At 45.3% G+C, this 23007-nt stretch carries 22 protein-coding genes; all 22 read left to right on the forward strand.

The window, feature by feature from the left end:
* On the forward strand, nucleotides 1-216 hold a 216-nt coding region (locus tag A3IE_RS23065; protein WP_211206809.1), incomplete at its 5' end, for a hypothetical protein.
* A 409-nt stretch (nucleotides 217-625) separates the two neighbouring features.
* Nucleotides 626-1990 carry a tRNA (N6-isopentenyl adenosine(37)-C2)-methylthiotransferase MiaB gene (gene miaB / locus A3IE_RS0107980; RefSeq protein ID WP_020395082.1) on the forward strand — a complete coding sequence of 455 codons (1365 nt, stop codon included), beginning with the start codon at nucleotides 626-628 and terminating at the stop codon, nucleotides 1988-1990.
* Nucleotides 1991-1996: 6 nt separating this feature from the next.
* Entirely contained in the window at nucleotides 1997-2743 is a 747-nt protein-coding gene (truC, locus tag A3IE_RS0107985; protein ID WP_020395083.1) for a tRNA pseudouridine(65) synthase TruC, read from the forward strand.
* Between the two features lie 73 nt (nucleotides 2744-2816).
* Nucleotides 2817-4025: a TsoY family (seleno)protein gene (locus tag A3IE_RS0107990; protein WP_020395084.1), complete on the forward strand. Its 1209-nt coding sequence runs from the start codon at nucleotides 2817-2819 to the stop codon at nucleotides 4023-4025.
* A gap of 210 nt (nucleotides 4026-4235) precedes the next feature.
* Nucleotides 4236-5195 carry a TerC family protein gene (locus A3IE_RS0107995; RefSeq protein ID WP_020395085.1) on the forward strand — a complete coding sequence of 320 codons (960 nt, stop codon included), beginning with the start codon at nucleotides 4236-4238 and terminating at the stop codon, nucleotides 5193-5195.
* 190 nt (nucleotides 5196-5385) lie between these two features.
* Complete coding sequence (locus tag A3IE_RS0108000; RefSeq protein ID WP_020395086.1) at nucleotides 5386-6786, forward strand: APC family permease; 1401 nt, start codon at nucleotides 5386-5388, stop codon at nucleotides 6784-6786.
* 286 nt (nucleotides 6787-7072) lie between these two features.
* The gene (gnd, locus tag A3IE_RS0108005; RefSeq protein WP_020395087.1) at nucleotides 7073-8089 is read left to right on the forward strand and encodes a phosphogluconate dehydrogenase (NAD(+)-dependent, decarboxylating); all 1017 of its coding nucleotides are present in this window, start codon (nucleotides 7073-7075) and stop codon (nucleotides 8087-8089) included.
* A gap of 220 nt (nucleotides 8090-8309) precedes the next feature.
* A complete protein-coding gene (locus A3IE_RS0108010; protein ID WP_020395088.1) occupies nucleotides 8310-9269 on the forward strand; it encodes a sugar ABC transporter substrate-binding protein in 960 nt (319 codons plus the stop codon).
* 73 nt (nucleotides 9270-9342) lie between these two features.
* Nucleotides 9343-10893 (forward strand): sugar ABC transporter ATP-binding protein, encoded by a 1551-nt coding sequence (locus A3IE_RS0108015; RefSeq protein WP_211206810.1) that lies wholly within the window; start codon nucleotides 9343-9345, stop codon nucleotides 10891-10893.
* A gap of 43 nt (nucleotides 10894-10936) precedes the next feature.
* Nucleotides 10937-11947: an ABC transporter permease gene (locus tag A3IE_RS0108020; protein WP_020395090.1), complete on the forward strand. Its 1011-nt coding sequence runs from the start codon at nucleotides 10937-10939 to the stop codon at nucleotides 11945-11947.
* 7 nt (nucleotides 11948-11954) lie between these two features.
* Complete coding sequence (locus A3IE_RS0108025) at nucleotides 11955-12965, forward strand: LacI family DNA-binding transcriptional regulator (RefSeq protein WP_020395091.1); 1011 nt, start codon at nucleotides 11955-11957, stop codon at nucleotides 12963-12965.
* Nucleotides 12966-12983: 18 nt separating this feature from the next.
* Complete coding sequence (gene rbsD / locus A3IE_RS0108030; RefSeq protein WP_020395092.1) at nucleotides 12984-13385, forward strand: D-ribose pyranase; 402 nt, start codon at nucleotides 12984-12986, stop codon at nucleotides 13383-13385.
* A 254-nt stretch (nucleotides 13386-13639) separates the two neighbouring features.
* Complete coding sequence (gene pqqC, locus A3IE_RS0108035; protein ID WP_020395093.1) at nucleotides 13640-14377, forward strand: pyrroloquinoline-quinone synthase PqqC; 738 nt, start codon at nucleotides 13640-13642, stop codon at nucleotides 14375-14377.
* On the forward strand, nucleotides 14374-14646 hold the full coding sequence (gene pqqD / locus A3IE_RS0108040; RefSeq protein ID WP_020395094.1) for a pyrroloquinoline quinone biosynthesis peptide chaperone PqqD: 273 nt from the start codon (nucleotides 14374-14376) through the stop codon (nucleotides 14644-14646). The genes pqqC and pqqD overlap by 4 nt, the downstream gene beginning before the upstream one ends.
* Nucleotides 14639-15757 (forward strand): pyrroloquinoline quinone biosynthesis protein PqqE, encoded by a 1119-nt coding sequence (pqqE, locus tag A3IE_RS0108045; protein ID WP_020395095.1) that lies wholly within the window; start codon nucleotides 14639-14641, stop codon nucleotides 15755-15757. The genes pqqD and pqqE overlap by 8 nt, the downstream gene beginning before the upstream one ends.
* 115 nt (nucleotides 15758-15872) lie before the next feature.
* On the forward strand, nucleotides 15873-17048 hold the full coding sequence (locus A3IE_RS0108050) for a GAF domain-containing protein (protein ID WP_020395096.1): 1176 nt from the start codon (nucleotides 15873-15875) through the stop codon (nucleotides 17046-17048).
* Between the two features lie 228 nt (nucleotides 17049-17276).
* Nucleotides 17277-19049 (forward strand): methanol/ethanol family PQQ-dependent dehydrogenase, encoded by a 1773-nt coding sequence (locus tag A3IE_RS0108055; RefSeq protein ID WP_020395097.1) that lies wholly within the window; start codon nucleotides 17277-17279, stop codon nucleotides 19047-19049.
* A 79-nt stretch (nucleotides 19050-19128) separates the two neighbouring features.
* Entirely contained in the window at nucleotides 19129-19797 is a 669-nt protein-coding gene (pedF, locus tag A3IE_RS23070) for a cytochrome c-550 PedF (protein ID WP_020395098.1), read from the forward strand.
* A gap of 104 nt (nucleotides 19798-19901) precedes the next feature.
* On the forward strand, nucleotides 19902-20759 hold the full coding sequence (locus A3IE_RS0108065) for a substrate-binding periplasmic protein (protein ID WP_020395099.1): 858 nt from the start codon (nucleotides 19902-19904) through the stop codon (nucleotides 20757-20759).
* An 8-nt stretch (nucleotides 20760-20767) separates the two neighbouring features.
* Nucleotides 20768-21514 (forward strand): quinoprotein dehydrogenase-associated SoxYZ-like carrier, encoded by a 747-nt coding sequence (locus A3IE_RS0108070; RefSeq protein WP_020395100.1) that lies wholly within the window; start codon nucleotides 20768-20770, stop codon nucleotides 21512-21514.
* Complete coding sequence (locus A3IE_RS0108075) at nucleotides 21511-22446, forward strand: quinoprotein relay system zinc metallohydrolase 1 (protein WP_020395101.1); 936 nt, start codon at nucleotides 21511-21513, stop codon at nucleotides 22444-22446. The genes A3IE_RS0108070 and A3IE_RS0108075 overlap by 4 nt, the downstream gene beginning before the upstream one ends.
* Nucleotides 22443-23000: a rhodanese-like domain-containing protein gene (locus A3IE_RS0108080; RefSeq protein ID WP_020395102.1), complete on the forward strand. Its 558-nt coding sequence runs from the start codon at nucleotides 22443-22445 to the stop codon at nucleotides 22998-23000. Before A3IE_RS0108075 ends, A3IE_RS0108080 begins: the two co-directional genes overlap by 4 nt.
* Nucleotides 23001-23007: the final 7 nt, after the last annotated feature.

Raw genomic sequence — 23007 nt, forward strand, 5'->3', positions numbered from 1 at the left:
AGCCCAGTTCCGCGTTGGGCTAGCTCTAATTACGAGACTGCATTTGGTCGTCCGATGCCTGGCTCAGTTCCGCGTTGGGCTAGTTCTGATTACGAAACTGCGTTTAGTCGTCCGATGCCCGGTTCAGTTCCGCGTTGGGCTAGCTCTGATTACGAAATCGCGTTTGGGAAAATGCCCTCTTTAATTAGGCGTCTAACTAGATGCGAGATTTGTTAAAGTTTTAACGTGATCTGTACAAACAAACCTATGCCATTAAATTATTTTGATAGTTTAATGGTATTTTTTACAGTCTATTCAAATTGTTGGCTTTTTACAGCCTGTATGACGCTCTTTAATCTTGTGCAAGTAATCCTCAACTCCATTGCGTCTCCTACTAAGCCTATTCGATTAATATAGTTTTTGGTTAAGACCCGCGTTCTAGCTAGAATATAGGGTGACATTTCCTAAATCCATAAGAACTGCACTGTAAGTCACGATTGTTCACGACCTACCACCAAGACTAGGACTGGTGTTTTGGCATAAGGATTTTTCTGAAAAAACCATTATTTACTAAGCTAGCTGTTGCCCGAGGAACATCTGCCAGACATAATCGTCGATTGCTTTAACACTGTGATTGAGAAAGGATATGGCCGGTAAAATTTTCATCGAAACGCATGGTTGTCAGATGAATGAGTACGATTCAGCGAAAATGCTTGATGTACTTCATGCACACGAAGGTATGGAGTTAACGAGCAACCCTGAGGAAGCGGATGTGCTGTTGCTGAATACTTGCTCGATCCGTGAAAAAGCGCAGGAAAAAGTGTTTTCTCAAGTGGGTCGTTGGCGCGCGCTTAAAGAAAAAAATCCTCATGTGATTATTGGGGTAGGGGGTTGCGTTGCCAGTCAAGAAGGAGAAGCTTTACGGGAGCGAGCGCCTTTAGTGGATGTGGTATTTGGCCCTCAAACCCTACACCGTTTGCCGGACTTGATTAATCAAGTGCGCACGCTGCGTAAACCTGTCGTGGATATTAGTTTCCCTGAAATTGAGAAATTCGATTATCTGCCTGAGCCACGGGCAGAAGGTCCCACAGCATTTGTGTCGATCATGGAAGGTTGCAGTAAATATTGCACCTTCTGTGTTGTGCCTTATACCCGTGGTGAAGAAGTGTCTCGTCCCTTTGATGATGTTTTGGCTGAAGTGGCACAGTTGGCAGCGCAAGGTGTGCGTGAGGTCAATTTATTGGGGCAAAATGTGAATGCGTATCGTGGCATTATGCACGATGGTGAAGTCGCCGATTTAGCGCTCTTGATTCAATATGTGGCGGCGGTGGATGGGATTGACCGCATTCGCTTTACGACTTCGCACCCAAATGAGTTTAGCGAGAGTTTGATTAATGTGTATGCGCAAGTACCAGAGCTAGTGAGCCATTTGCACTTGCCGGTACAAAGTGGTTCAGACCGGATTTTGGCGGCGATGAAGCGTAATCATATGGTGCTGGAATATAAATCCAAAATTCGTAAGATTCGCCAACTGCGCCCGACGATTAGTATGTCCTCGGATTTCATAGTCGGCTTTCCGGGGGAAACTGAGAAAGATTTCGCGGATACCATGAAGTTGATTGATGAGATTGGTTTTGATCATAGTTTCAGCTTTATCTATAGCGCACGCCCAGGTACACCTGCCGCCAGTTTGCCCGATGACACCCCGATGGACGTTAAAAAGCAGCGTTTGCAAACCTTACAAAGTCGTATTTTGGACAGTGCCAACGCGATTAGCCAAAGTATGGTGGGTACAGTACAACGTGTGTTGGTGGAGCGTCCCGCGAAGAAAGATCCAAATCAGTTAGCGGGTCGTACCGAGAATAACCGTGTGGTGAACTTCGATGGCAATACACGTTTAATTGGGCGCTTTGTCGATATTCAGATTAGCGAAGCTTTGCCCAATTCTTTACGTGGGCAAGTGATTGCAGTTGAGCGCGAAGCAGGTAGCATGGATATGCAAGCTATTTAAGATTTAATGTTGCTTCCGATTCTGTATCAAGACAACTGGTTGGTCGCGATCAATAAACCAGCCGGTTTGTTAGTGCACCGTAGCCTGATTGATAAGCACGAAACCCAATTTGCTGTGCAATTATTACGCGATCAAATCGGCCAGAAGGTTTATCCTGTACATCGTTTAGATCGACCTACCTCAGGTGTTCTGTTATTTGCTTTAGATACTGCTACTGCCCGTGCTTTAACTGAGCAATTTACCCAAGGCGTAGTGCAGAAAACTTATCGGGCTTTAGTGCGTGGTTTCTGTGCACCTGAAGGTGTGATTGATTATGCGTTAAAAGAAGAGCTGGACGAGATCGCTGATGCTAAAGCTGATCCTAATAAGCCTGCTCAAACTGCGATTACGCATTATCGAAACCTTGAGTCATTTGAGCTGCCCTTTGCTTCCGTTAAGCATCCAAGCAGCCGCTATTCACTCTTAGCATTGCAGCCAAAAACGGGGCGTAGGCATCAATTACGCCGTCATCTAAAGCATATTTTTCACCCTATTTTGGGAGATACTACGCATGGCGATGGTAAGCAAAATCGCTTGTTTCGCGAGCAATTCGCTTGCGAACGCTTGCTGCTACATGCTGGTACTTTGCGTATTGTTCATCCGGTCTATCGGCATGAATTAAGCATAAGTGCTTCATTACCTAAGGATTTTGAAGCTGTGCTAAGTGCTATGCGCTATGCGCAAAATCCGTACTGCCTAATAATTAATTTTTAGCTTTGCTAAATATCAATGTTGAAATATTAGAGTTAGCTAATATATTCGTAATAATAAACTAGCGGAGCTTATCATGTTCAAACTACCTAGCCACTTAGGTGCTAGCTACTCGCCTTTGTATTTTCTATCCGCATTAGGCGCGGGCGGCTTAAGTATCTCTTTTTTCATCTATTTAATGTTTTTGACTCCACACCCTAACACACCGATTCCGACTTGGGAATCCCTAGTGGCGGCGTTCCAAGTGGGTAACCCGTGGATGCAAGGTTTGATTGGTGTGTCATTAGTGGGATTAGCACTCTTTGCCCTGTTACACCTGCGTCTTTTGGTGTGGAATAGTGTGGAATATCTGCGTTACCAGCGTACAGACACTTACCAAGGTTTGCGTCAATCGAATGGCGAAGTGCAATTAATGGCACTGCCTTTGACGTTTGCCATGACCATTAATGTCGGTTTTGCATTAGGCGCGGTCTTTGTACCGAAGCTTTGGTCAGTGGTCGAATATTTATTCCCCGCTGCCATTTTGGCATTTGCGATCACAGGTTTCTACGCGCTGAAAATTTTACTGCGCTTTATGGCGCGTGCTTTGAGTACAGGTACATTTGATTGCTCACGCAACAATAGCTTAAGCCAATTGTTAGCGGTCTTTGCCTTAACCATGGTCGGGGTGGGTTTCTCGGCCTCAGCCGCCATGAGTCAGGTTGCTGTCACTTCTGGTATGGCTATGATTTTGGCGCTGATGTTCTTAAGCTTTGCTGCTTTATTGGGCATGATTGTCTTGGTCTTAGGTTTTAGAGGCATGTTACAGCAAGGAGTAGATCGTGAAGCGGCGGTATCTTTGTGGATTATTATTCCGATTATTACCTTAGCGGGTATTGCGATTTATCGCCTGCTGATGGGAATGCATCATAATTTTGGCACACATATTGAGCCAATCTACAACTTAGCGATGTTTACCATGTTTGTCAGTATCCAAGTCTTATTTGCCTTGCTGGGGTATGTGGTAATGCAACGTTTGGGGTATTTTAAGGATTATTTATACGGTAGCGCAAAAAGTATTGGTGCATTTTCTTTAGTCTGTCCCGGCGTTGCAGCCTTTGTGATGGCGTTTTTCTTCATCCATGTAGGATTAGTCGGGTCTGGTTTGGTAGAAAAGTTTTCCATCGTTCACTTTGTATTGTTAGCACCCTTGGTGTTACTACAATTAAAAACGATTGCCACCTTGTTCCGTCTCAACTTCAAATTACTAAAACCAGAACCTAAAGTCAGTTTGGTTGAGGCTTAATACTTCTCCTCCTGGCAGGGCGGTGAGCTTAGGCTTGCCGCCTTTTTTATGAGGTCAATGAGCCTTGTACGGGGTTGAGCGTCTTGTAATTTTCTCCAAATAAGCTCTTAAAATTTAGTCAAATTATCCCTACTGGAGTCCTAGGAAATTTAGCCAAAGTCTGTACTAGGTTAGTTTTAACTGTTCTTAACCCTTAAGCTTGGGATCATTATGGAGAGCATAGGAAATATTGGTTTATATGGTATATTTTTTGCGCTAGTCGCAGTGTTATTGCTGATTGATATTGTTGCGTTTAATAAAAGTGGGCAAGCGAAAGTTTCTACCAAACAGGCCGCCATTTGGAGTGGTGTTTGGGTCGCTGTTGCTTTGTTATTTGGTGCTGGACTTTGGATGTATTTGAAAAATAAGGTAGGGCTTGAGCTTGCCAATGAGCGTGCTTTAGAGTTTTTTACCGGCTATTTAATTGAAAAGTCTTTGGCTATTGATAATGTATTTGTTTGGTTAATGATTTTCTCAGCTTTCGCTATTCCTGCGAATATGCAGCGTAAGGTGCTCTTATATGGTGTGCTAGGCGCGATTATTATGCGCACTATTATGATCTTTGCGGGTGCATGGTTAATTCAAGAATTTCATTGGATATTATATGTATTCGGTGCATTTTTGGTGTTTACGGGCATAAAAATGTGGCGCAACCATGGCGAAGAAGTGGATTCCGAGGATGGATGGCTATTACGCTGGCTCAGAAAGCATCTACGTATTACCGAAGGTTTAGAAGGTGAGAAATTCTGGGTACGTCGTGATGGTGTGTTATTTTTCACGCCTTTAATGATCGTACTTATTTTGGTTGAATTTTCTGATTTAATTTTCGCCGTTGATTCGATTCCAGCCATTTTTGCGGTAACCACCGATCCCTTTATTGTCTTAACCGCAAACTTGTTGGCGATCTTGGGCTTACGTGCCATGTTTTTCTTGATTGCCGATTTAGCTAATCGCATGTCACTATTGCCTTATGCGTTGGCCATTATTTTGGTATTTATCGGGATCAAGATGTTGTTGCTCGAGGTTTACAAAATTCCTATTGCATTCTCACTAGGGTTCGTGGTCGTTACTTTACTCACCGCCGGTATCATGTCCTGGCGTATAGATAAAAAAGCGATTAAAACCGCGTAGCCAATTACTTTCTCGGTTTCCAAGAGCATACAGTGCTGTATGCTCTTTCTTTATTTAGATATTGTTAATTTTTCCACTTTTCCCTAGCTAGCAGCTTCTTTGAAAAAAGCACACAATGTTTGCAACGATGTAGAGGCTTTGTGCTACAAATTGCTTTCATTTCTTTTATGTTGCTAATTAAGGAGAGGTAATGTCAGAAGAAAAAAGTTTAGCGGCCGGCTCTCTAGGTGTTCTGGAGTCGGCTGTCATGGGAATAGCAGGGACTGCTCCCGCTTTTAGCGTGGCGGTCACCACGGCGGTGATTGTTAGCGCTGTTGGAACCTTATCAGTAGGCAGTATTCTGTACTGTGGCTTGATTATGTTCGGTATTATGTTGGCATTTACCCACCTCAATGAAATGAGCCCAAACGCAGGAGCAACCTATGCTTGGGTCGGCAAGGTATTTGGACGATCGTGGGGATTTTTTGCGGGCTGGGGGCTATTAGTGGCTTCAGTGGTTTTTATGGTATCGGCCACCATTCCCGCAGCGACCTCAACGCTCGTGATTCTGTCAGAAACCTTTGGCCTTGATAAGGCTATTGTTGAAAGCACTGGGTGGGTGAGTTTAACGGCTGCGATTTGGCTAACCTTGGTGACAATAGTGGTGACTAAGGGCATTAAACATGCAAGTTATGCCCAAATAATCCTTACCGTGATTGAAACGGTCATTATTTTCGCCCTCATTATTGGTGCTTTTATTAAGTACGGTAACAATCCCGGGCACCCACCATCTTGGGCGTGGGTCTCACCGTTTTCATTTACACCAGCAACCTTTGCTACTGGGGCGTTAACAGCGATTTTTTTCTATTGGGGTTGGGATGTCACCATGAATTTAGGCGAGGAAACAGAAGATGGTGAGCCTAAACCAGCGGGGCAGGGCGCATTTTGGGCGATGGTGAACCTGATTTTGTTTTTTATCATTATGATGATTGTCGTATTAATTGTATTGACTGACGAAGAAATTGCAGCGGCTAATACTAATGTCTTGTATGCAATTGCTGATAAATTATTCCCAAAGCCTTGGAGTTATCTCGCGGTGTTATCCACCATTTTGAGTACCGTTGGCACGATTGAGACTCAGATTTTGCAATTTAGCCGCAGTATGTTTGCTATGTCACGCGACAAAGCTTTACATCCATGTTATTCCAAAATTCATCCCGAATGGCAAACACCGTGGGTAGCTACCTTAGTAATTTGGTTGTTAGGCGTGACTTTATTATTTAGCTCGTCTTATATGGAGTCAGTTAAACAAATTTTGGATACATCGGTGATGGCGATTGGATTTCAGATTTGCTTTTATATGAGTTTGGCGGGATTTGCGTGTGCTTGGTACTATCGCGATAAAATAAAATCTGAGGTATGGAAAGCCATTTCTTATGTCATTTGGCCTGCATTAGCTGCTGCTTTTATGGTCTTCATTGCGGTTTATAGTGCCATCAATTTTGATTTAACTACTAACTTGATCGGTATTGGTGGACTTTTGCTGGGCTTTATCCCATTTTTACTCAATAAATCCCGAGTAGGCAGCCCCCCTATTGCGGCTAGTGTTTAGCTAGTTTCAGACTCAAATCACAAGGTGTGATGATTTCAACCTTGTGATTTGAGTGATTGAATGAGCGCCATGAAGCGGCTTACACTACTGGTTTAGTTGAAATCTTCTACCTTTGTCTTTGAATCGCGCTACCCATTGCTTGCACGACTACTCCTCATCACTTGCAAAATGATTTGCCCTAGTGAAGTTGAGTCTACTAGCTCGGCAATAAGCTTCTACGGATGATGCCGTTATTTCAAGCTATGCTTAAAGACATAACTTGTTTTTTGAATAACAGGAGTACTCCATGCAATTCGGCATTATTGGTTTGGGGCGAATGGGCGCGAATATGGCGACACGGATTATGCGTGCGGGTCATGAATGCGTGGGTTTTGATCGTAATCCACAAGCCTTGCAAATGCTGGCACAACAAGGTGGCATTCCAGCCCAATCCTTGGTTGAGTATGTGGCTAAGTTGAAAGCACCACGTGCTTTATGCTTGATGTTGCCTGTGGCCATTGTTGATGAGGTGCTGGAAGAATTAAAACCTTTATTGCAAGCAGGCGATATCGTCATAGATGGTGGTAATTCGTATTACCACGATGATATTCGTCGTCATCAGGCTTTTGCCGAATTGGGCATTCATTATTTGGATGTTGGTGTCAGTGGGGGTGTCTGGGGTTTGGAGCGAGGTTATTGCTTAATGATTGGGGGCGATAAAACAGCCGCCGATCATGTAGAGCCTATTTTTCAAGCATTGGCGCCCGGTGTGGACACTGCGCCACGTACCAAGGCTTTAGAGAATTTGCCGGTGTCGACGGCTGAACAGGGGTATTTGTATTGTGGCCCTAGTGGTGCTGGACATTTTGTGAAGATGGTGCACAACGGTATTGAATACGGACTTATGGCAGCATTTGCGGAGGGTTTAAATATCCTGCATCACGCGAATGTGGGTAAGCAAGACCATGCTAAAGATGCCGAAACCACACCACTACGTCACCCCGAACACTATCAATATGATTTTAATATTAAGGATATTACCGAAGTTTGGCGACGCGGTAGTGTCATCGGCTCGTGGCTATTAGATTTAACTGCTGCAGCTTTGCAAAGTGATCCAGCATTGGATGGTTTTTCGGGACAGGTGGCAGATTCAGGGGAAGGCCGTTGGACGGTGCAAGCTGCGGTGGACGAAGGTGTACCTGTGCCGGTAATTAGCGCTGCTTTATATTCACGCTTCGAATCACGTGGACAAGCAGAATATGCTTATAAAGTTTTGTCTGCGATGCGTTACGGTTTTGGTGGACATCTGGAAAAGAAGCACTAAGTAGTTGTTTAAGACTTAAAACTTTCGTATTTTTCTGACTGCGCTTGGCTAATGACTTAGACAGTTTGCCTCCAAATTTTATAAATTATTTCTGCGAGATTCATCGGTTTTATTTTCAGTGGCTTGGTACTTTTTATGAAAAAAACGTTTGCGCAAACGTTTTTTTAGAGTAGGCTGTCAAAAGTGCAAGGAAATAAACTGTCAGTTGGAGGAGATCATTATGACTATTTCACGTCGTCAATTCGCATTCACTATGCTAGCTAGCTTGAGTTTAATGAGTAGTATTTGGGCTACCCCTGTTTGGGCTGAAGATGTACCTAAAGTGGCTTTAATCATGAAATCCCTAGCGAATGAATTTTTTCAGTCTATGGAAGAGGGTGCGAAAGCCCATCAAAAAGACAATGCGGCTAAATACACTTTAGTTACCAATGGTATTAAGGATGAAACCGATACCGCAGCACAGATCAAAATTATTGAGCAGATGGTGGCACAAAAAGTTAATGCGATTGTGATTGCGCCCGCTGATTCGAAAGCTTTAGTGCCAGCGATTAAAGCCGCCGTCGATAAAGGTGTATTGGTGGTCAATATTGATAATCAACTGGATCAAGCGGCCTTAAAAGATAAAAACCTAGTCGTGCCTTTTGTAGGGCCAGATAATCGCGTGGGTGCCAAGCTGGTAGGTGACTATGTGGCTAAGCAATTAAAAGAAAATGATAAAGTGGCGATTATTGAGGGTGTGTCTACAACTTTCAATGCTCAACAACGTACCGCTGGCTATAAAGATGCGATGGAAGCCGCCAAAATGAATGTTGTGGGCGTGCAATCGGGCAATTGGGAAATTGAAGGGGGTAATAAAGTTACTTCCGCTTTCCTACGTGAGCATCCTGACTTGAAAGCAGTATTAGCCGGTAATGATAGCATGGCGATTGGTGCTGTCGCAGCGATCAAGGCCGCTAATAAAACAGGTCAGGTCTTGGTGGGTGGTTACGACAATATCAGTGCAGTGAAGCCTTTATTGGACGATGGTAGTTTGTTAGCAACAGCGGATCAATTCGGTTCTAAACAGGCTGTGTTTGGTATTGAAGTTGCGCTAAAAGCTATTGCTGACAAACAAACGCAAAATGATATGCAAGCACAAGTGAAAACCGATGTGGTTTTAGTGACTAAAGACTCTAAATAAGACTACACCGAAGCATTAACTACCTTCATTTTATCAATGAGGGTAGTACTTGGTTACTATCAGCGAGCGAGTTATGACTGTTAGTTTTGCATCATCCAATATGAGCACTAATTCGACGCTTCCTGTGTTGCACTTAAAGGCTATTAGTAAATCTTACGCACAAACCTTAGTGTTAGAGGACATTACGTTAAGCCTAAGGCGTGGCGAAGTTTTAGCACTCACCGGAGAAAATGGTGCAGGTAAAAGCACTGTTTCTAAAATTATTTGCGGTCTTACCTCCGCTTCGAGTGGCTCACTGTTACTCAATGGGCAAACTTACACGCCCTCTTCACGGCGCGATGCGGAAGCACAGGGCGTGCGCATGGTGTTGCAAGAGTTAGGTTTAATTCCCACGTTGACAGTAGCCGAGAATTTGTTGATGGGACATTTACCCCATCATCTAGGTTGGTTAGATAAAACCGTATTACGCGAAAGAGCTGTTCAACAACTTAATAAAATGGGGTTGGAGCAACTTAATCCTGACACCTTAGTCTCTGAGTTGGGGATCGGACAGCAGCAAATGGTTGAGATTGCCCGCAATTTGCAAGACAACTTGCAAGTATTGATACTGGATGAGCCTACCGCGATGCTTACGCCACGCGAATCGACCCATCTGTTTCAACAAATTGCTGAATTAAAAGCCAAAGGTGTTGCGATTATTTATGTTTCGCACCGTTTAGAAGAGCTACAGAAAATTGCAGATACTGTTGCCGTATTACGTGATGGGCATTTGGTGGATGTGCGCCCCATGGCGGGCGTGCAAGAAAAAGATTTAGTCCAGCGTATGGTGGGGCGGGAGGTAGATGATTTAAATACACAAGCAGCGCGTCCGCAAGGAAGCATTGCCTTACAAGTTGAGCAACTGTCGCGTGCTAAAGCGGTAAGGTCGGTAAGTTTTGCGCTGCACCATGGTGAAATTTTGGGAATTGCCGGTTTAGTGGGCTCAGGTCGCACAGAGTTGGTACGTTTATTATTTGGTGCGGATAAAGCTGATAGCGGGAAGCTGCATATTCATCGTCACCATAAACCAGTTCTCACTATTACCCCTAATTGGGTTAATCCTTTAACTGCCATACAAGCGGGTTTGGGGTTAGTGACTGAGGATCGGAAATCCCAAGGGTTATTACTCCCCCAATCAATCGCTCATAATATCAGCCTTGGGAATACCGCTCGCATTACCATGGGTGGGTTTGTGGCGCGAGTACGTGAAAAACTACTTGCCTCCAAATGGATTAAAGCCCTTGCTATTCGTTCTTTTGGTGCGGAACAAGCGGTTGCTACTTTATCCGGTGGTAATCAGCAGAAAGTAGTATTTGCACGCTGGCTAGAAAAAGACTGCGATATTTTATTATTAGATGAGCCAACACGGGGTGTGGATGTGGGGGCGCGCTCAGATATTTATGCGCAAATCAATCAAATGGCAAGCGAAGGCAAAGCTATTGTGATGGTGTCAAGCGATTTGCGTGAATTAATGGCGGTGAGTGATCGGATTGGCGTTATGAGTATGGGGCGCTTAGTGGCCTTATTTAAGCGTGGCGAGTGGACAGAACAAGCCTTATTAGAGGCTGCCTTTACGCAAGCTTAGCTTAAAACTTTTGATCAAGCTTTTATCTTCCATAGGTATTGTTATGCAAGCAACCCAGCCAGCTCCAGCCAGCCCCGAATTGGATAAGCATAAAACTTCCTTTTGGCAATCCCCATGGGCAACTTATCTCGGTCTTTTCTTGGTTTTATTAGCCCTAATCGCTTTTTTTAGTCTGAAAAGCGAATATTTTTGGAGTTCTGACACTTTTGTCACCATTGCCAATGAAATTCCGGGTTTGGCTGTGATGGCAGTGGGTATGACCTTTGTATTAATTATTGCTGGCATTGATTTGTCAGTCGGCTCGGTGTTGGCGCTCAGTGCTGCGGTCAGTGCCGTTGCGATTTTACAATGGAGTTGGTCACCTGTAGTAGCGGGCTTATTTGCACTAAGTGTGGGCTTGGTCTGTGGTACGGTGAATGGTGCCATTAGTGTTATCTGGAAAATACCTTCGTTTATTGTTTCCCTAGGCTTATTAGAAGCGATTCGCGGTAGTGCTTATCTAGTCACTGATTCGCGTACCCAATATGTCGGTAGTGCAATGGGAGGCTTGGCACAACCCATTTCGGCGGGTTTCGGCGGTATTTCACTCGCCTTTATGGTTGCTTTAATGGTAGTCGTGTTGGGGCATATATTGCTGACTCGGACTATTTTCGGGCGTTATATGATTGGCATTGGCACGAATGAAGAGGCGATGCGCTTAGCCGGTATTGATCCCCGCCCCATTCGTATTAGTGTATTTGCTGCCATGGGCTTATTAGCTGCGTTAGCGGGTTTAATGCAGGCGGCGCGCTTAGAAGCGGCTGATCCCAATGCGGGTGTCGGGATAGAGTTAAAAGTCATTGCAGCGGTCGTGATCGGTGGCACTAGCCTCATGGGGGGGCGTGGCTCAGTTGTGGCTACGTTTTTTGGTGTGTTGATTATTGCCGTGTTAGAAGCCGGTTTAGCGCAGATTGGTGCTAGCGAACCCAGTAAGCGTATTATTACGGGCGTAGTGATTGTAGTGGCGGTCATTATTGATACACTGCGCCAACGTCGCCTACAAACTGCACACTAATTGTTCTATGACTTCCATTAAAGATGTAGCCAAACATGCCCAAGTTTCTATTTCTACGGTTTCACACGTGATCAATGGAACACGCTTTGTCGGTTCTGAAGCCACTGAGCGTGTACAAACGGCGATCAAAGAATTAGCCTATGTCCCCAGTAGCGTAGCACGCAGCCTAAAAAGTCAAAATACCCATACCCTAGGGATGTTGGTTCCGAATTGTTCGAATCCGTATTTTAGCGAAATTATGCGTAGTATTGAGGCGCGTAGTTTTGAGCTAGGCTACAACCTGATTTTGTGTAATACCTACGATAATCCAGAGCGCCAAACTAAATATTTAAAAATTCTCATGGAAAAGCGCGTCGATGGCCTCATCCTCATTACGGCCAGTAAGCCCGATCAATGGCGCCTGCCTTTAAAATTGAATATTCCAGTCGTGCTAGTGGATCGTGAGGTTAACAATAAAACTTGCGATTTAGTCGAAACCGCTCATGAGCATGGCACTAAATTGGCTACCCAGCATTTATTAGCCTTACATCATCGTCAGATTGCGTGTATTGCAGGCCCCCAAGGTTTAAGTGCTAGTGATCAGCGGGTAAACGGTTGGCTGGCTGCTTTACAATGGGCCGCTATGAAACCCTCAGTGCTGTTACACAGTGATTTTACGAGTCAAGGCGGTTATGACACCATGTTGGAGCTGTTGTCTTATTGGAAAAGTGCTCCTAGGGATAAGCCAAGTGCCGTGGTCATTTGTAATGATTTAATGGCGATTGGTGCATTACGGGCGATACATGAGCAAGGTCTACAAGTGCCACGTGATTTGTCGATAGTGGGCTTCGATGACATTGAATTATCACGTTTTACCAGCCCGCCGCTCACCACTGTGCGCCAGCCCAAACAAGAAATGGGTATTCATGCCGTCGATATGTTGGTGGAACGTATTAAAGGTAGGCGCAGTGATACGCAAACCTTGCTATTAACACCCGAGTTATGTGTGCGGGATTCTACTGCCAAATGCATGGCTTAAGAATTTTTAGAGAGGATTATGAAAAAGACCTTATTGCTAAATGCCGAGTTATCGTATTGTCTTGCTGGTTTGGGGCATGGTGATATGTTAGTGATTGCTGATGCGGGCTTGCCGATTCCCGCGCAGGTAAAGCGCATTGATCTAGCACTCAGTCTGGGTATTCCGCGTTTTCATGAGGTCTTAAACGTTATCTTAAGTGAAATGGAGGTGGAACGAGCCATTCTGGCACAAGAGGCTCTAATTAATACTGCTGCCCCAGCATGGTATCAAAGCTTGATTGGAAAGGGCTTGCCAGCTCAATTTGAAACGACGTCGCACGAAAATTTTAAAATATTAAGCCAACAAGCTAAGGCTATTGTGCGTACTGGCGAAGCAACACCCTATACTAATATTATTTTATGTGCAGGGGTTTGTTTTTAATCGGGAGTCGACGCCTTGCTTGAGAAGAGTTTGCTTACTCTGATTAACTAAGTGGCAGTTGTAGAGATTGTTTAGGGTGTTTTTGTTATTGGTGTAAGAAGGTGTAGGAAATCAGGGCATCGTGCTAGCCAAATGTCTGGGTGCTAGAAAACAAATTTTCGCTAGGCTTAGCCTAAACACTACTCACCAACCTTATACCAACCCCCAGCTCTGCTAGAATTAGTTTTAGTGCCTTAAGAAGAGGAGCTTAGTGCATGACCAACGCATGGACCCCCGCCGAATTTGAACAACAATTACGCGCTTTAGGGCGCTACTACCATATTCATCACCCTTTCCAAGTCATGATGTATGAAGGCAAGCTCACTGCTGAGCAATTGCGCGGCTGGGTCGCCAATCGCTTTTATTATCAAGTGACGATTCCGCGTAAAGATGCGGCTTTGCTGTTCAACTGCCCTGATCGTGAGGTGCGCCGCCAGTGGATTCAACGCATTCTTGATCATGATGGTGGCCCCAGTGCAGGGCATATTTCCGATGGTGGCATTGAGGCTTGGATTCGTTTGGGTGAAGCCTGTGGCGTGCCGCGTGAAGCATTATTAGATCAGCGTCATGTTTTGCCTGGCGTGCGGTTTGCGGTCGATGCCTATATTAATTTCGTGCATACCGCTGATTGGCGCGAAGGGGTATGCTCGTCCTTAACCGAATTATTTGCTCCCACCGCCCATAAACAACGCCTACAAAGTTGGCCGGATCATTATCCGTGGATTGATAATGCGGGTTTGCAATATTTCCGCAATCGCTTAACCGAAGCACACCGTGACGTTGATCATGGGCTCGCCTTAACGTTGCAGCACTTCACCACTTATGAGCAACAACAACGTGCGTTAAAGATTCTGAAATTTAAGCTGGATGTGCTCTGGTCCATGCTAGATGCGATTTATCTCGCCTATGTGCAAAATATGCCGCCGTATTTTAATGTGGAGGAAACCGCGTGAGTGTTGATTTCAAAGCTATACCGCGTTTAGCGGCAGGTTATCGGTTTCAATGGGAGGAGGCTCAGCAAAATCATGTGCTGCTTTATCCGGAAGGCATGGTGAAATTAAGTGATACTGCCGCTGCAGTGCTGTCCCTATGCGATGGTAAACGCACGGTGGAGGCCATGATTGCGCAGCTAGAAGCAGATTATGAAACCGAAGGCTTGGCTGAGGATGTGACGCAATTCTTAGTGGAAGCTGAAGTGCAGGGCTGGATTAAATATGGCTAAAATTCCGCCGCCACTATGGCTCTTGGCTGAAGTCACCCATTCCTGTCCGTTGCAATGCCCTTATTGCAGTAATCCACTAGAATTAATACCGAAAAAAGCTGAGCTAGATACCGAGGTTTGGCTCAAAGTATTGCATCAAGCTCGTAAGATGGGTGCAGCGCAATTAGGTTTTTCTGGTGGTGAACCGCTGGTGCGTAAGGATTTAGAGATTCTCATTGCTGAGGCGCGCAAGCTCGGTTATTACAGTAATCTGATTACTTCCGGTATAGGCATGGATGCTGCACGGGTCGAAAAATTCCGTGAACTGGGTTTAGATCATATTCAAGTCAGCTTCCAAGCCGATGATGCTACTTTAAATGATTATTTAGCAGGCACGAATGCCTTCCAGCATAAATTAGAAATGGCGCGTGCGGTCAAAGCAAACGGCTATCCGATGGTGCTGTGTTTTGTGATTCATCGCCAAAATACTGATCGTGTGGCACAAATGCTGGATTTAGCTGCCGAATTACAGGCGGATTATGTGGAGCTGGCGACCACACAATTTGAAGGTTGGGCCTTGGCGAATCGTGATCATCTATTACCTAGCTTGGAACAAGTCCGCGAAGCAGAACGTGTGGCGCATCACTATCAAGAAAAACTAAAAGGCAAGATGAAGATTTACTACGTCGTGCCGGATTATTATGAAAAGCGCCCGAAAGCCTGTGTCGCCGGTTGGGGTAGGGTGTTTTTAGCGGTCGCACCTGATGGTTTGGTATTGCCCTGTCACTCGGCACGTAGCTTGCCCAATTTAGAATTACATAATGTGCGTGATCACGACCTAGATTGGATTTGGTATGAGTCTAAAGCGTTCAACTATTTCCGTGGTGAGGACTGGATGAAAGAGCCCTGTCGTAGTTGCGATGAGCGTGAAAAAGATTTTGGCGGGTGTCATTGCCAAGCGTTTAAGTTAACCGGTGATCCGACTCATGCAGATCCGACTTGTGCAAAATCACCGCATCACCATTTAATTGAACAGGCGATTGATACCAGACAGTTGAGCATGCAGCCGACACAGCCTATTTTATTTAGAAATCGACAAAATAGTATTACTAAAAAAACTGCAAGAATTTGAAAAATATTATATGTTTACGCATATTCAATAAAATTAACTATTCCAGTGGATTGGTTAAATCACGCATTGCCAAACTAGGGCTTTATTAGCCTAGTAAAACGTTAGGAGAGGCGTTATGGAGCGTACAGCCACTACTGGGTCGTTACTACAGCGACGCAGTATGCTTGATAGTCAATGGAACCGATTTGTTTCAGGCTTATCTATTCCTCAGCAAGCACCCATCCGCGAAGATATTATTTCCTCGTGGCAAAGAAGTGCGCAATTTACGAAGCCGCGTCAAGGCCATGCACCCGCTGAAGATGCCTACACAACCCAAAGTCTGTGGAAAAGCTCTTTATTAAGCCAAGCTGCACAACGTGAACAAGAACAAATGATGCAGTTAGCCAAAGAGGGTGAATTAGTCGCAGCCATTGCCGATACCCAAGGGCGTTTATTATGGACTTTTGCTAGTCGTCATATGCGTAGCCGTGCGGAGTCGGTTAATTTTACCGCCGGTGGCTGCTGGGACGAGCGCTCAGTTGGTACCAATGCAGTAGGCTTGGCTTTGAATGTTAAGCGTCCTGTGACGGTCTTTTCATCCGAACACTATCAACCTTTTGTGCATGACTGGGTTTGTTATGCCGCACCGATTCTGCATCCTCAGTCTGGCGAATTAGTGGGTGTATTGGATATGTCCACGACTTGGAAGCGTCATACGCCCTTAGGTCAAGCGGCGGTTACTGAATTAGCCCGCTCCATTGCGCGTGCTTTACCGCAACATTTGCCCAAGGCCGAGCTAGAAATACATGCTTTAGGTCAGCCGCGCATTTTATTCCAAGGTAAACCTCTGAATTTACCGATGCGCCAAGTAGAAATCTTGTGTTTGCTCGCGTTAAATCCCCAAGGTTTGACCTTAGAGAGCTTCCATGCGGCTTTATATGGTGATTTACCTATAGCCATGTCCACTTTGAAAGCTGAACTTTCGCATTTACGTCGTCTCTTAGAAGGAAAAATTGGCTCGCGTCCTTATCGTTTGCAAATGTCAGTGTGGGCGGACTTTATCCAAGTTTGGCAGGCATTACGCAGTCGGCAATCGGATGAGGCATTTGCTTTATACCAAGGTAGTTTCTTACCACAGTCGGTATCGCCTGAGTTGGAAGAGTGGCGGCACTGTATCGATGCAGTGATGGGTAAGACTTTAGACTCTTGCCAAGATCCTGTTTTATTGATGGATAAGCTGTGTAAGAGCCCATCCGGTAGTGCGTTAGTGCGGGAGCGTTTATCAGAGTTGGTGACTATTCGGCGCTTTTGATGGAATTATAGTCATTGATGTCGGACATCCTCGGAGAGGTGGATGTCAAGGTTATTTCTTTTCTAAAAATATGCCAAACTCTCCGTAAAATTTTGATTTTTGCTAAAGAAGTCCAACCTTTTTCCAACCTGCCTCTGAATAAGCTCCTCTGCACCTAGCCATTGTTTGCGTTGGAGGCATTGATGGCTAATCCCTTAAGTTGCTGCCGATTAGAGGAGAGTCCGGTTTATGAAAGCATACCATCCTATTCGCAAGGCCTTGCTGGCTTTAACCATTACTGCTGCACTAGCAAGTTCCGTTTCATTCGCTGCTGTGACAGATCAAGATATTGCCAATGACCCAGGTACGACTAATGACGTCGTGAGCTATGGCCTTGGCCTACAAGGGCAACGTTTCAGCCCCTTGACTAAATTAAATACTGATACCGTTAAAAATCTAGTTCCAGCTTATGTATTGTCCTATGGCGATGAAAAACAGCGTGGTCAAGAAGCCCAACCCTTGATTCATAATGGCAAAATTTTTGTAACGGCCTCTTACTCACGTGCTTTCGCCGTGGATGCCAAAACAGGTGAGGAGTTGTGGCAATACGATCACCGTTTACCGGATGGTATTTTACCTTGCTGCGACGTGGTAAACCGTGGCGGGGCATTGTATGAAAATTTATTCATTTTCTCGACCTTAGATGCACAATTAGTAGCACTTGATCAAGACACCGGTAAGGTGGTTTGGAAAGAGAAAATGGAAGATTACAAGGCGGGCTATTCAAATACCGCAGCACCTATTGTAGTGAAAGGTTTAGTCATTACTGGTGTATCGGGTGGTGAATTCGGTGTGGTGGGGAAAGTCGAAGCCCGTGATGCGAAAACAGGAAAATTAGTGTGGTCACGCCCCACCGTAGAAGGCCATATGGGTACGTTAAATGGTCAAGACAACGGTATTACGGGCGAGGTGAATAAGTCATGGCCGGGCGATTTATGGAAAACGGGCGGTGCAGCCACATGGCTCGGTGGCACTTATGACTTCGAAACGGATTCTTTATTCTTCGGAACGGGCAATCCATCGCCTTGGAATTCACATTTACGCCCCGGCGACAATTTGTATTCTTCTTCCTTACTCGCGATTAATCCTGCGGATGGCAAGATTAGATGGCACTACCAATGGACACCGCATGATGGTTGGGACTTCGACGGGGTTAATGAGTTTATCTCCTTCGATTTAAAGCAAGCAGATGGAAAAGTGATTAAAGCGGGTGCTCACGCTGATCGTAATGGCTTTTTCTATGTCTTAGATCGTACCAATGGCAAGTTAATTAGTGCCTCTCCTTTCGTGAATAAAATCACATGGGCTGAGAAAATTGATTTAGCTACAGGTCGCCCCGTGTATATCGATGCTAATCGTCCAGGGAAAAATACCGATACGGGTAAAGGTGAATCGGTGTTTGCCGCTCCTTCTTTCTTGGGCGGCAAAAACTGGATGCCGATGGCTTATAGTCCAACCACCGATTTATTCTATGTGCCTGCAAATGAGTGGGGCATGGATATTTGGAATGAACCGATTAGCTATAAAAAAGGTGCAGCTTATTTAGGGGCTGGTTTTACCATCAGACCACTTAATGAGGATTACATCGGTGCCTTACGTGCAATTGACCCTAAAACCGGCAAGATCGTTTGGGAAGCCAAAAATAAAGCACCACTGTGGGGTGGTGTCTTAACCACGGCAGGCAATTTGGTTTTCACCGGAACGCCAGAAGGTTACTTAAAAGCCTTTAATGCTCAAACAGGCGAAGAGGTTTGGAAATTCCAGACTGGCTCAGGCGTAGTTGGTTGCCCTGTCACTTGGGAACAAGATGGTGAGCAATTTGTGGCTGTTCCATCCGGTTGGGGTGGTGCTGTTCCATTATGGGGCGGTGAGGTAGCAAAAAGTATTAAAAACTTAAACCAAGGCGGCAGCTTATGGGTATTTAAGTTGCCAAATACTGCTACTGTGGCCGCTAAGCAATAAGCGAACTATTAAGTACAGCGCGTTCTATGGATGTTGGCGCGCTGTTTACTGTCCAAAGATGATCAGAGGTTTTAGTTAGATGAAAAAGACGTTTTCTTTAACGTTAGCTTTAGGCTTATGCTTAGTAACAAGTCAGGTGTTTGCCCACGGCGATGTCACTCCCCAACCGATTGATATTACAGGCCTAGAAGCCTTAAAAGACTCCACTGTATGGGTGGATACCAATCCTTATTCTGGTAATCCACGTGCCGTTGAGATTGGGCATCATGCTTATGCCCAGAACTGTGCGCGCTGTCATGGTATTGATGCGGTATCAGGTGGCATTGCGCCTGATTTGCGTGAAAAGTTACCCTTAGGCCAAGAAGGTGATGATATTTTTAAAGAGCGTATGGTGAATGGCGCCATCCGCAATGGCGTGACCTATATGCCGAAATTTGATGGTATTGTTAGTCAAGAAGGTCTATGGGCGATTCGTTCATGGTTAGAGACGGTTTCTGTGGATGCCCCAGCCGTAGCAGCTACATCTGCACCCGCAACTACGACGACGATTCCGGCTAGCACTGAAGCAACCCCAGCAGCTTCTGCTACACCTGTGACACCAGCACCTGCGGCGGCAGCTTCTGCGACTAGCACGAGTACGACACCAGCGGCTACAGCAACGACGACGACCAGCCCTGATGTAGCTACTACCGTAACGCCTAGCAGTCCAGCCCCTGCTACAGCTGGTACACCGATTTCTAGTATGTAAAACATTAGCTAAGCTAACCTTATTAAAGTTTTACTAAAAATTGCTATATCGTCTTGGGCATGTAGACATGGTCACCTTAGGGTGGCCTATCCAGAGGAGAGTTTATGAAAAAGCTATTAAATGTGGGTGTTTTAGCTTTAGTCATGTCGAGCCCAATGGCATGGGCGGATTTGGCTGATGTCAAAGCCAAAGGCGTGTTAAGCGTTTCTGTTTATAAAGATTTTCCCCCTTATTCGTATGTCAAAGATGGTAAGCAGCAGGGGATTGATATTGAAATTGCTAATGCTTTGGCTACTAAACTCGGTGTGAAAAGTGAGGTGCGTTTAGTCGGAGCGGACGAAAATGTGGAGGATGATCTACGCAATAATGTGTGGAAAGGCCATTATTTAGGTGGTGGTGTTACAGATGTCATGCTGCATATGCCAGTGGATAACGCCTTTGCTGAAAAAGTAGATCAAGTCAAATTTGTCGCTCCTTATCAACTCGAAAATCTCGCGTTTGCCTTTAATACTGACAAGATAGGTACTCAGCCCACCTTAGCCAGCTTCATGAGTGCGCCGATTGGTGTGGAGATTGATACCTTAAGTGATTTTTATTTACTACAAGCCATGCAGGGTAAAATTAGCGAGCAACTTAAACATTATGAGAATTTGACTAAGGCGATAGACGCTCTTAAAGCCGGTGAGATTGCGGGTGTGATGGGGCCACGTGGTGAGTTGGAGGGTTTATTAGTGGAGCGTCCCGCTCAGTTACAGATTCAATCCTTAGTAACGCCGGGCTTATCCCGTACTAATTGGGCTATGGGTGTGGCCGTCAAAGCAAGCAATGCAGAATTGGCTAAGGCTGTGAATGCGGCGATGGCTGAGTTAGTGAAAGCGGGTAACATCAAGCAAATTTTTGACAATTATAAAGTGACTTATACGCCACCGGCCACTCCCCCGGAGGCAACTGCACAAAATTGAGGTTAAGTATGCGCCGCGCAGCTATTTTATGCTTGGCTTTGCTCAGTCCTGTGGGATGGGCTAATCCACCAGACCCTTTTAATTCCCCCCAATGGGATTTTGTCCATCAGCGCTTTCTAAAAGCTGAGCCTTACCAATTTGATGGCAAGGTTAAAGTAGAAGCACCGCCAGAAGCTGAGGACTCGCTAAATGTACCCATTGCTTTTCAGGTCGAGGGCTTGGAGCAAGTCCAAGAAGTGGTCGTGGTGGCTGATCTTAATCCTATCCAACAAGTATTGCGTTTTCGCCCCAAGGCTATGCGCCCCCATTTAGCATTTCGCATGAAATTACAACAGGGCAGTCCGATTCATGTGGCTGCCAAAACACCGGATGGCATTTGGCATGTTGGCGGCGTTTGGGTAAATGCAGCGGGTGGCGGGTGTACCCTACCTAGTGTGGGCACATCCTCAGGCGATTGGACCAAAACCTTGGGTAAAGTATCAGGCAATGTTTGGCAACGGCCTGATGGCTCAAATCGCTTGCGCGTGCGCGTGATGCACCCGATGGATACAGGCTTAGCCTCTGGCATACCGACCTTCCATATTGAGAATCTGAATGTGTTGGGGGCTGATGGGCAAGTACTCGCAGAATTAGATTTATTCGAACCGATTAGTGAAAACCCGATGCTGAGTTTTGATGTGGCCAATCAAAGCCAATTTAAATTAGAAGGGCGTGATAATAATGGCAACCGCATTCAGGCTGAGGTTAGTCCATGAAGCACTTATGGGGTTTAGCTTGCTTGGCATTCAGTGTGACCGTGCAGGCAGCGAATTTTGAATACCCTTTCACACCCGAGCAAGTTGCGCCGGATACTTATGTATTAGAAGGGAAAACCGAAGATTTTTCCAAAGAAAATGGCGGGTTTATTGTTAATGCGGCTTATATTATCACTAATGAGGGTGTCATCGTCATTGACACGGGTTCTTCACGCCGCTTTGGTGAACAGCAACGTGCCTTGATTGAGAAGCAGACCGGTAAAAAAGTCATACGTGTTTATATTACCCATCATCATCCCGATCATTTTTTAGGTAATCAAGCTTTCAGAGATGTGCCCATCTATGCTTTGCCAGAAACCATTCAAGCGGCAAAACAAGAAGGTGAAATGTTTAGCAATAATATGTATCGCATGATTGGCGATTGGATGCGCGATACCCATCTCGTTCCACCAACACAAACCGCTAAATTAGGGACGGAAACGATTGGTGGGCACGACCTAGAGGTGCTCGCTTTTCAAGGGCATACGCACAGCGATTTAGTGCTTTTTGATAAAACAACCGGTGTTTTATTTAGTGGTGATTTGGTGTTTCATAATCGTGCTGCTACCACACCCCATGCGAATATCCAACAGTGGCAACATTCCTTGGAGACTTTATTAAAAATTCCGTTTAAGGTGTTAGTGCCCGGGCATGGTAAAGTCACTAAAGATCCAGCCCCTATTGCCCAAACGCGCGCTTATTTAGTCTGGCTACAGACCACTTTGCAAGAAGCTGCTGCAAGTGGCTTAGACATGACAGAAGTCATGGCAACGCCTATTCCAGCAGAGTTTAAAGATCTAGCTTTGGCGCAGAGCGAGTTAAGGCGCTCCGTTGCGCATTTATATCCTGCGTTGGAAGCCGAACAATTAAAGCCCGCAAAGCAAGCCGAATGAAATTTTGGTGTTTGCTTTTATTATGCTTGAGTATGGCCAGTTGTCAGGCGGATGAATGTATTCGCACTGCCGATATGCCAGTGGGTTTAAAACTGGATCATTATCGCAGCCCTACACCGAGTTGTGTGCCCAATGGCATTACGTTAAACACAGCGAAACTACAAAAACTACTTGCAAGCGAAAAGCCTATCCTGATTGATGTATGGGCAGTGTATTTGCGGGTGGATGAAGGATTTGGTTCGGAATGGTTGGTGAGTGAGCCGCATGAAAGTTTGCCTAATAGTGTTTGGTTGCCCAATGTGGGTTATGGCACCCTAGAACCACCGTTTAATCAATGGTTCAAAGCTCAGCTTGAGAAGCTCACCAATAAAGATTTGGCAAAACCTTTAGTATTTTACTGTGTAGCCGATTGTTGGATGTCTTGGAACGCGGTGCAGCGCGTGCGCGACTATGGTTATACCCGTGTTTATTGGTACAAAGAGGGTGTAGACGGTTGGAAAGAAGCAGGGTTAACTTTAGTCAAAACTGAACCAGTGCCATTTAAACTAGATTGAAGCTTTC

Source organism: Thiolinea disciformis DSM 14473 (genome assembly GCF_000371925.1).
Taxonomy (GTDB): domain Bacteria; phylum Pseudomonadota; class Gammaproteobacteria; order Thiotrichales; family Thiotrichaceae; genus Thiolinea; species Thiolinea disciformis.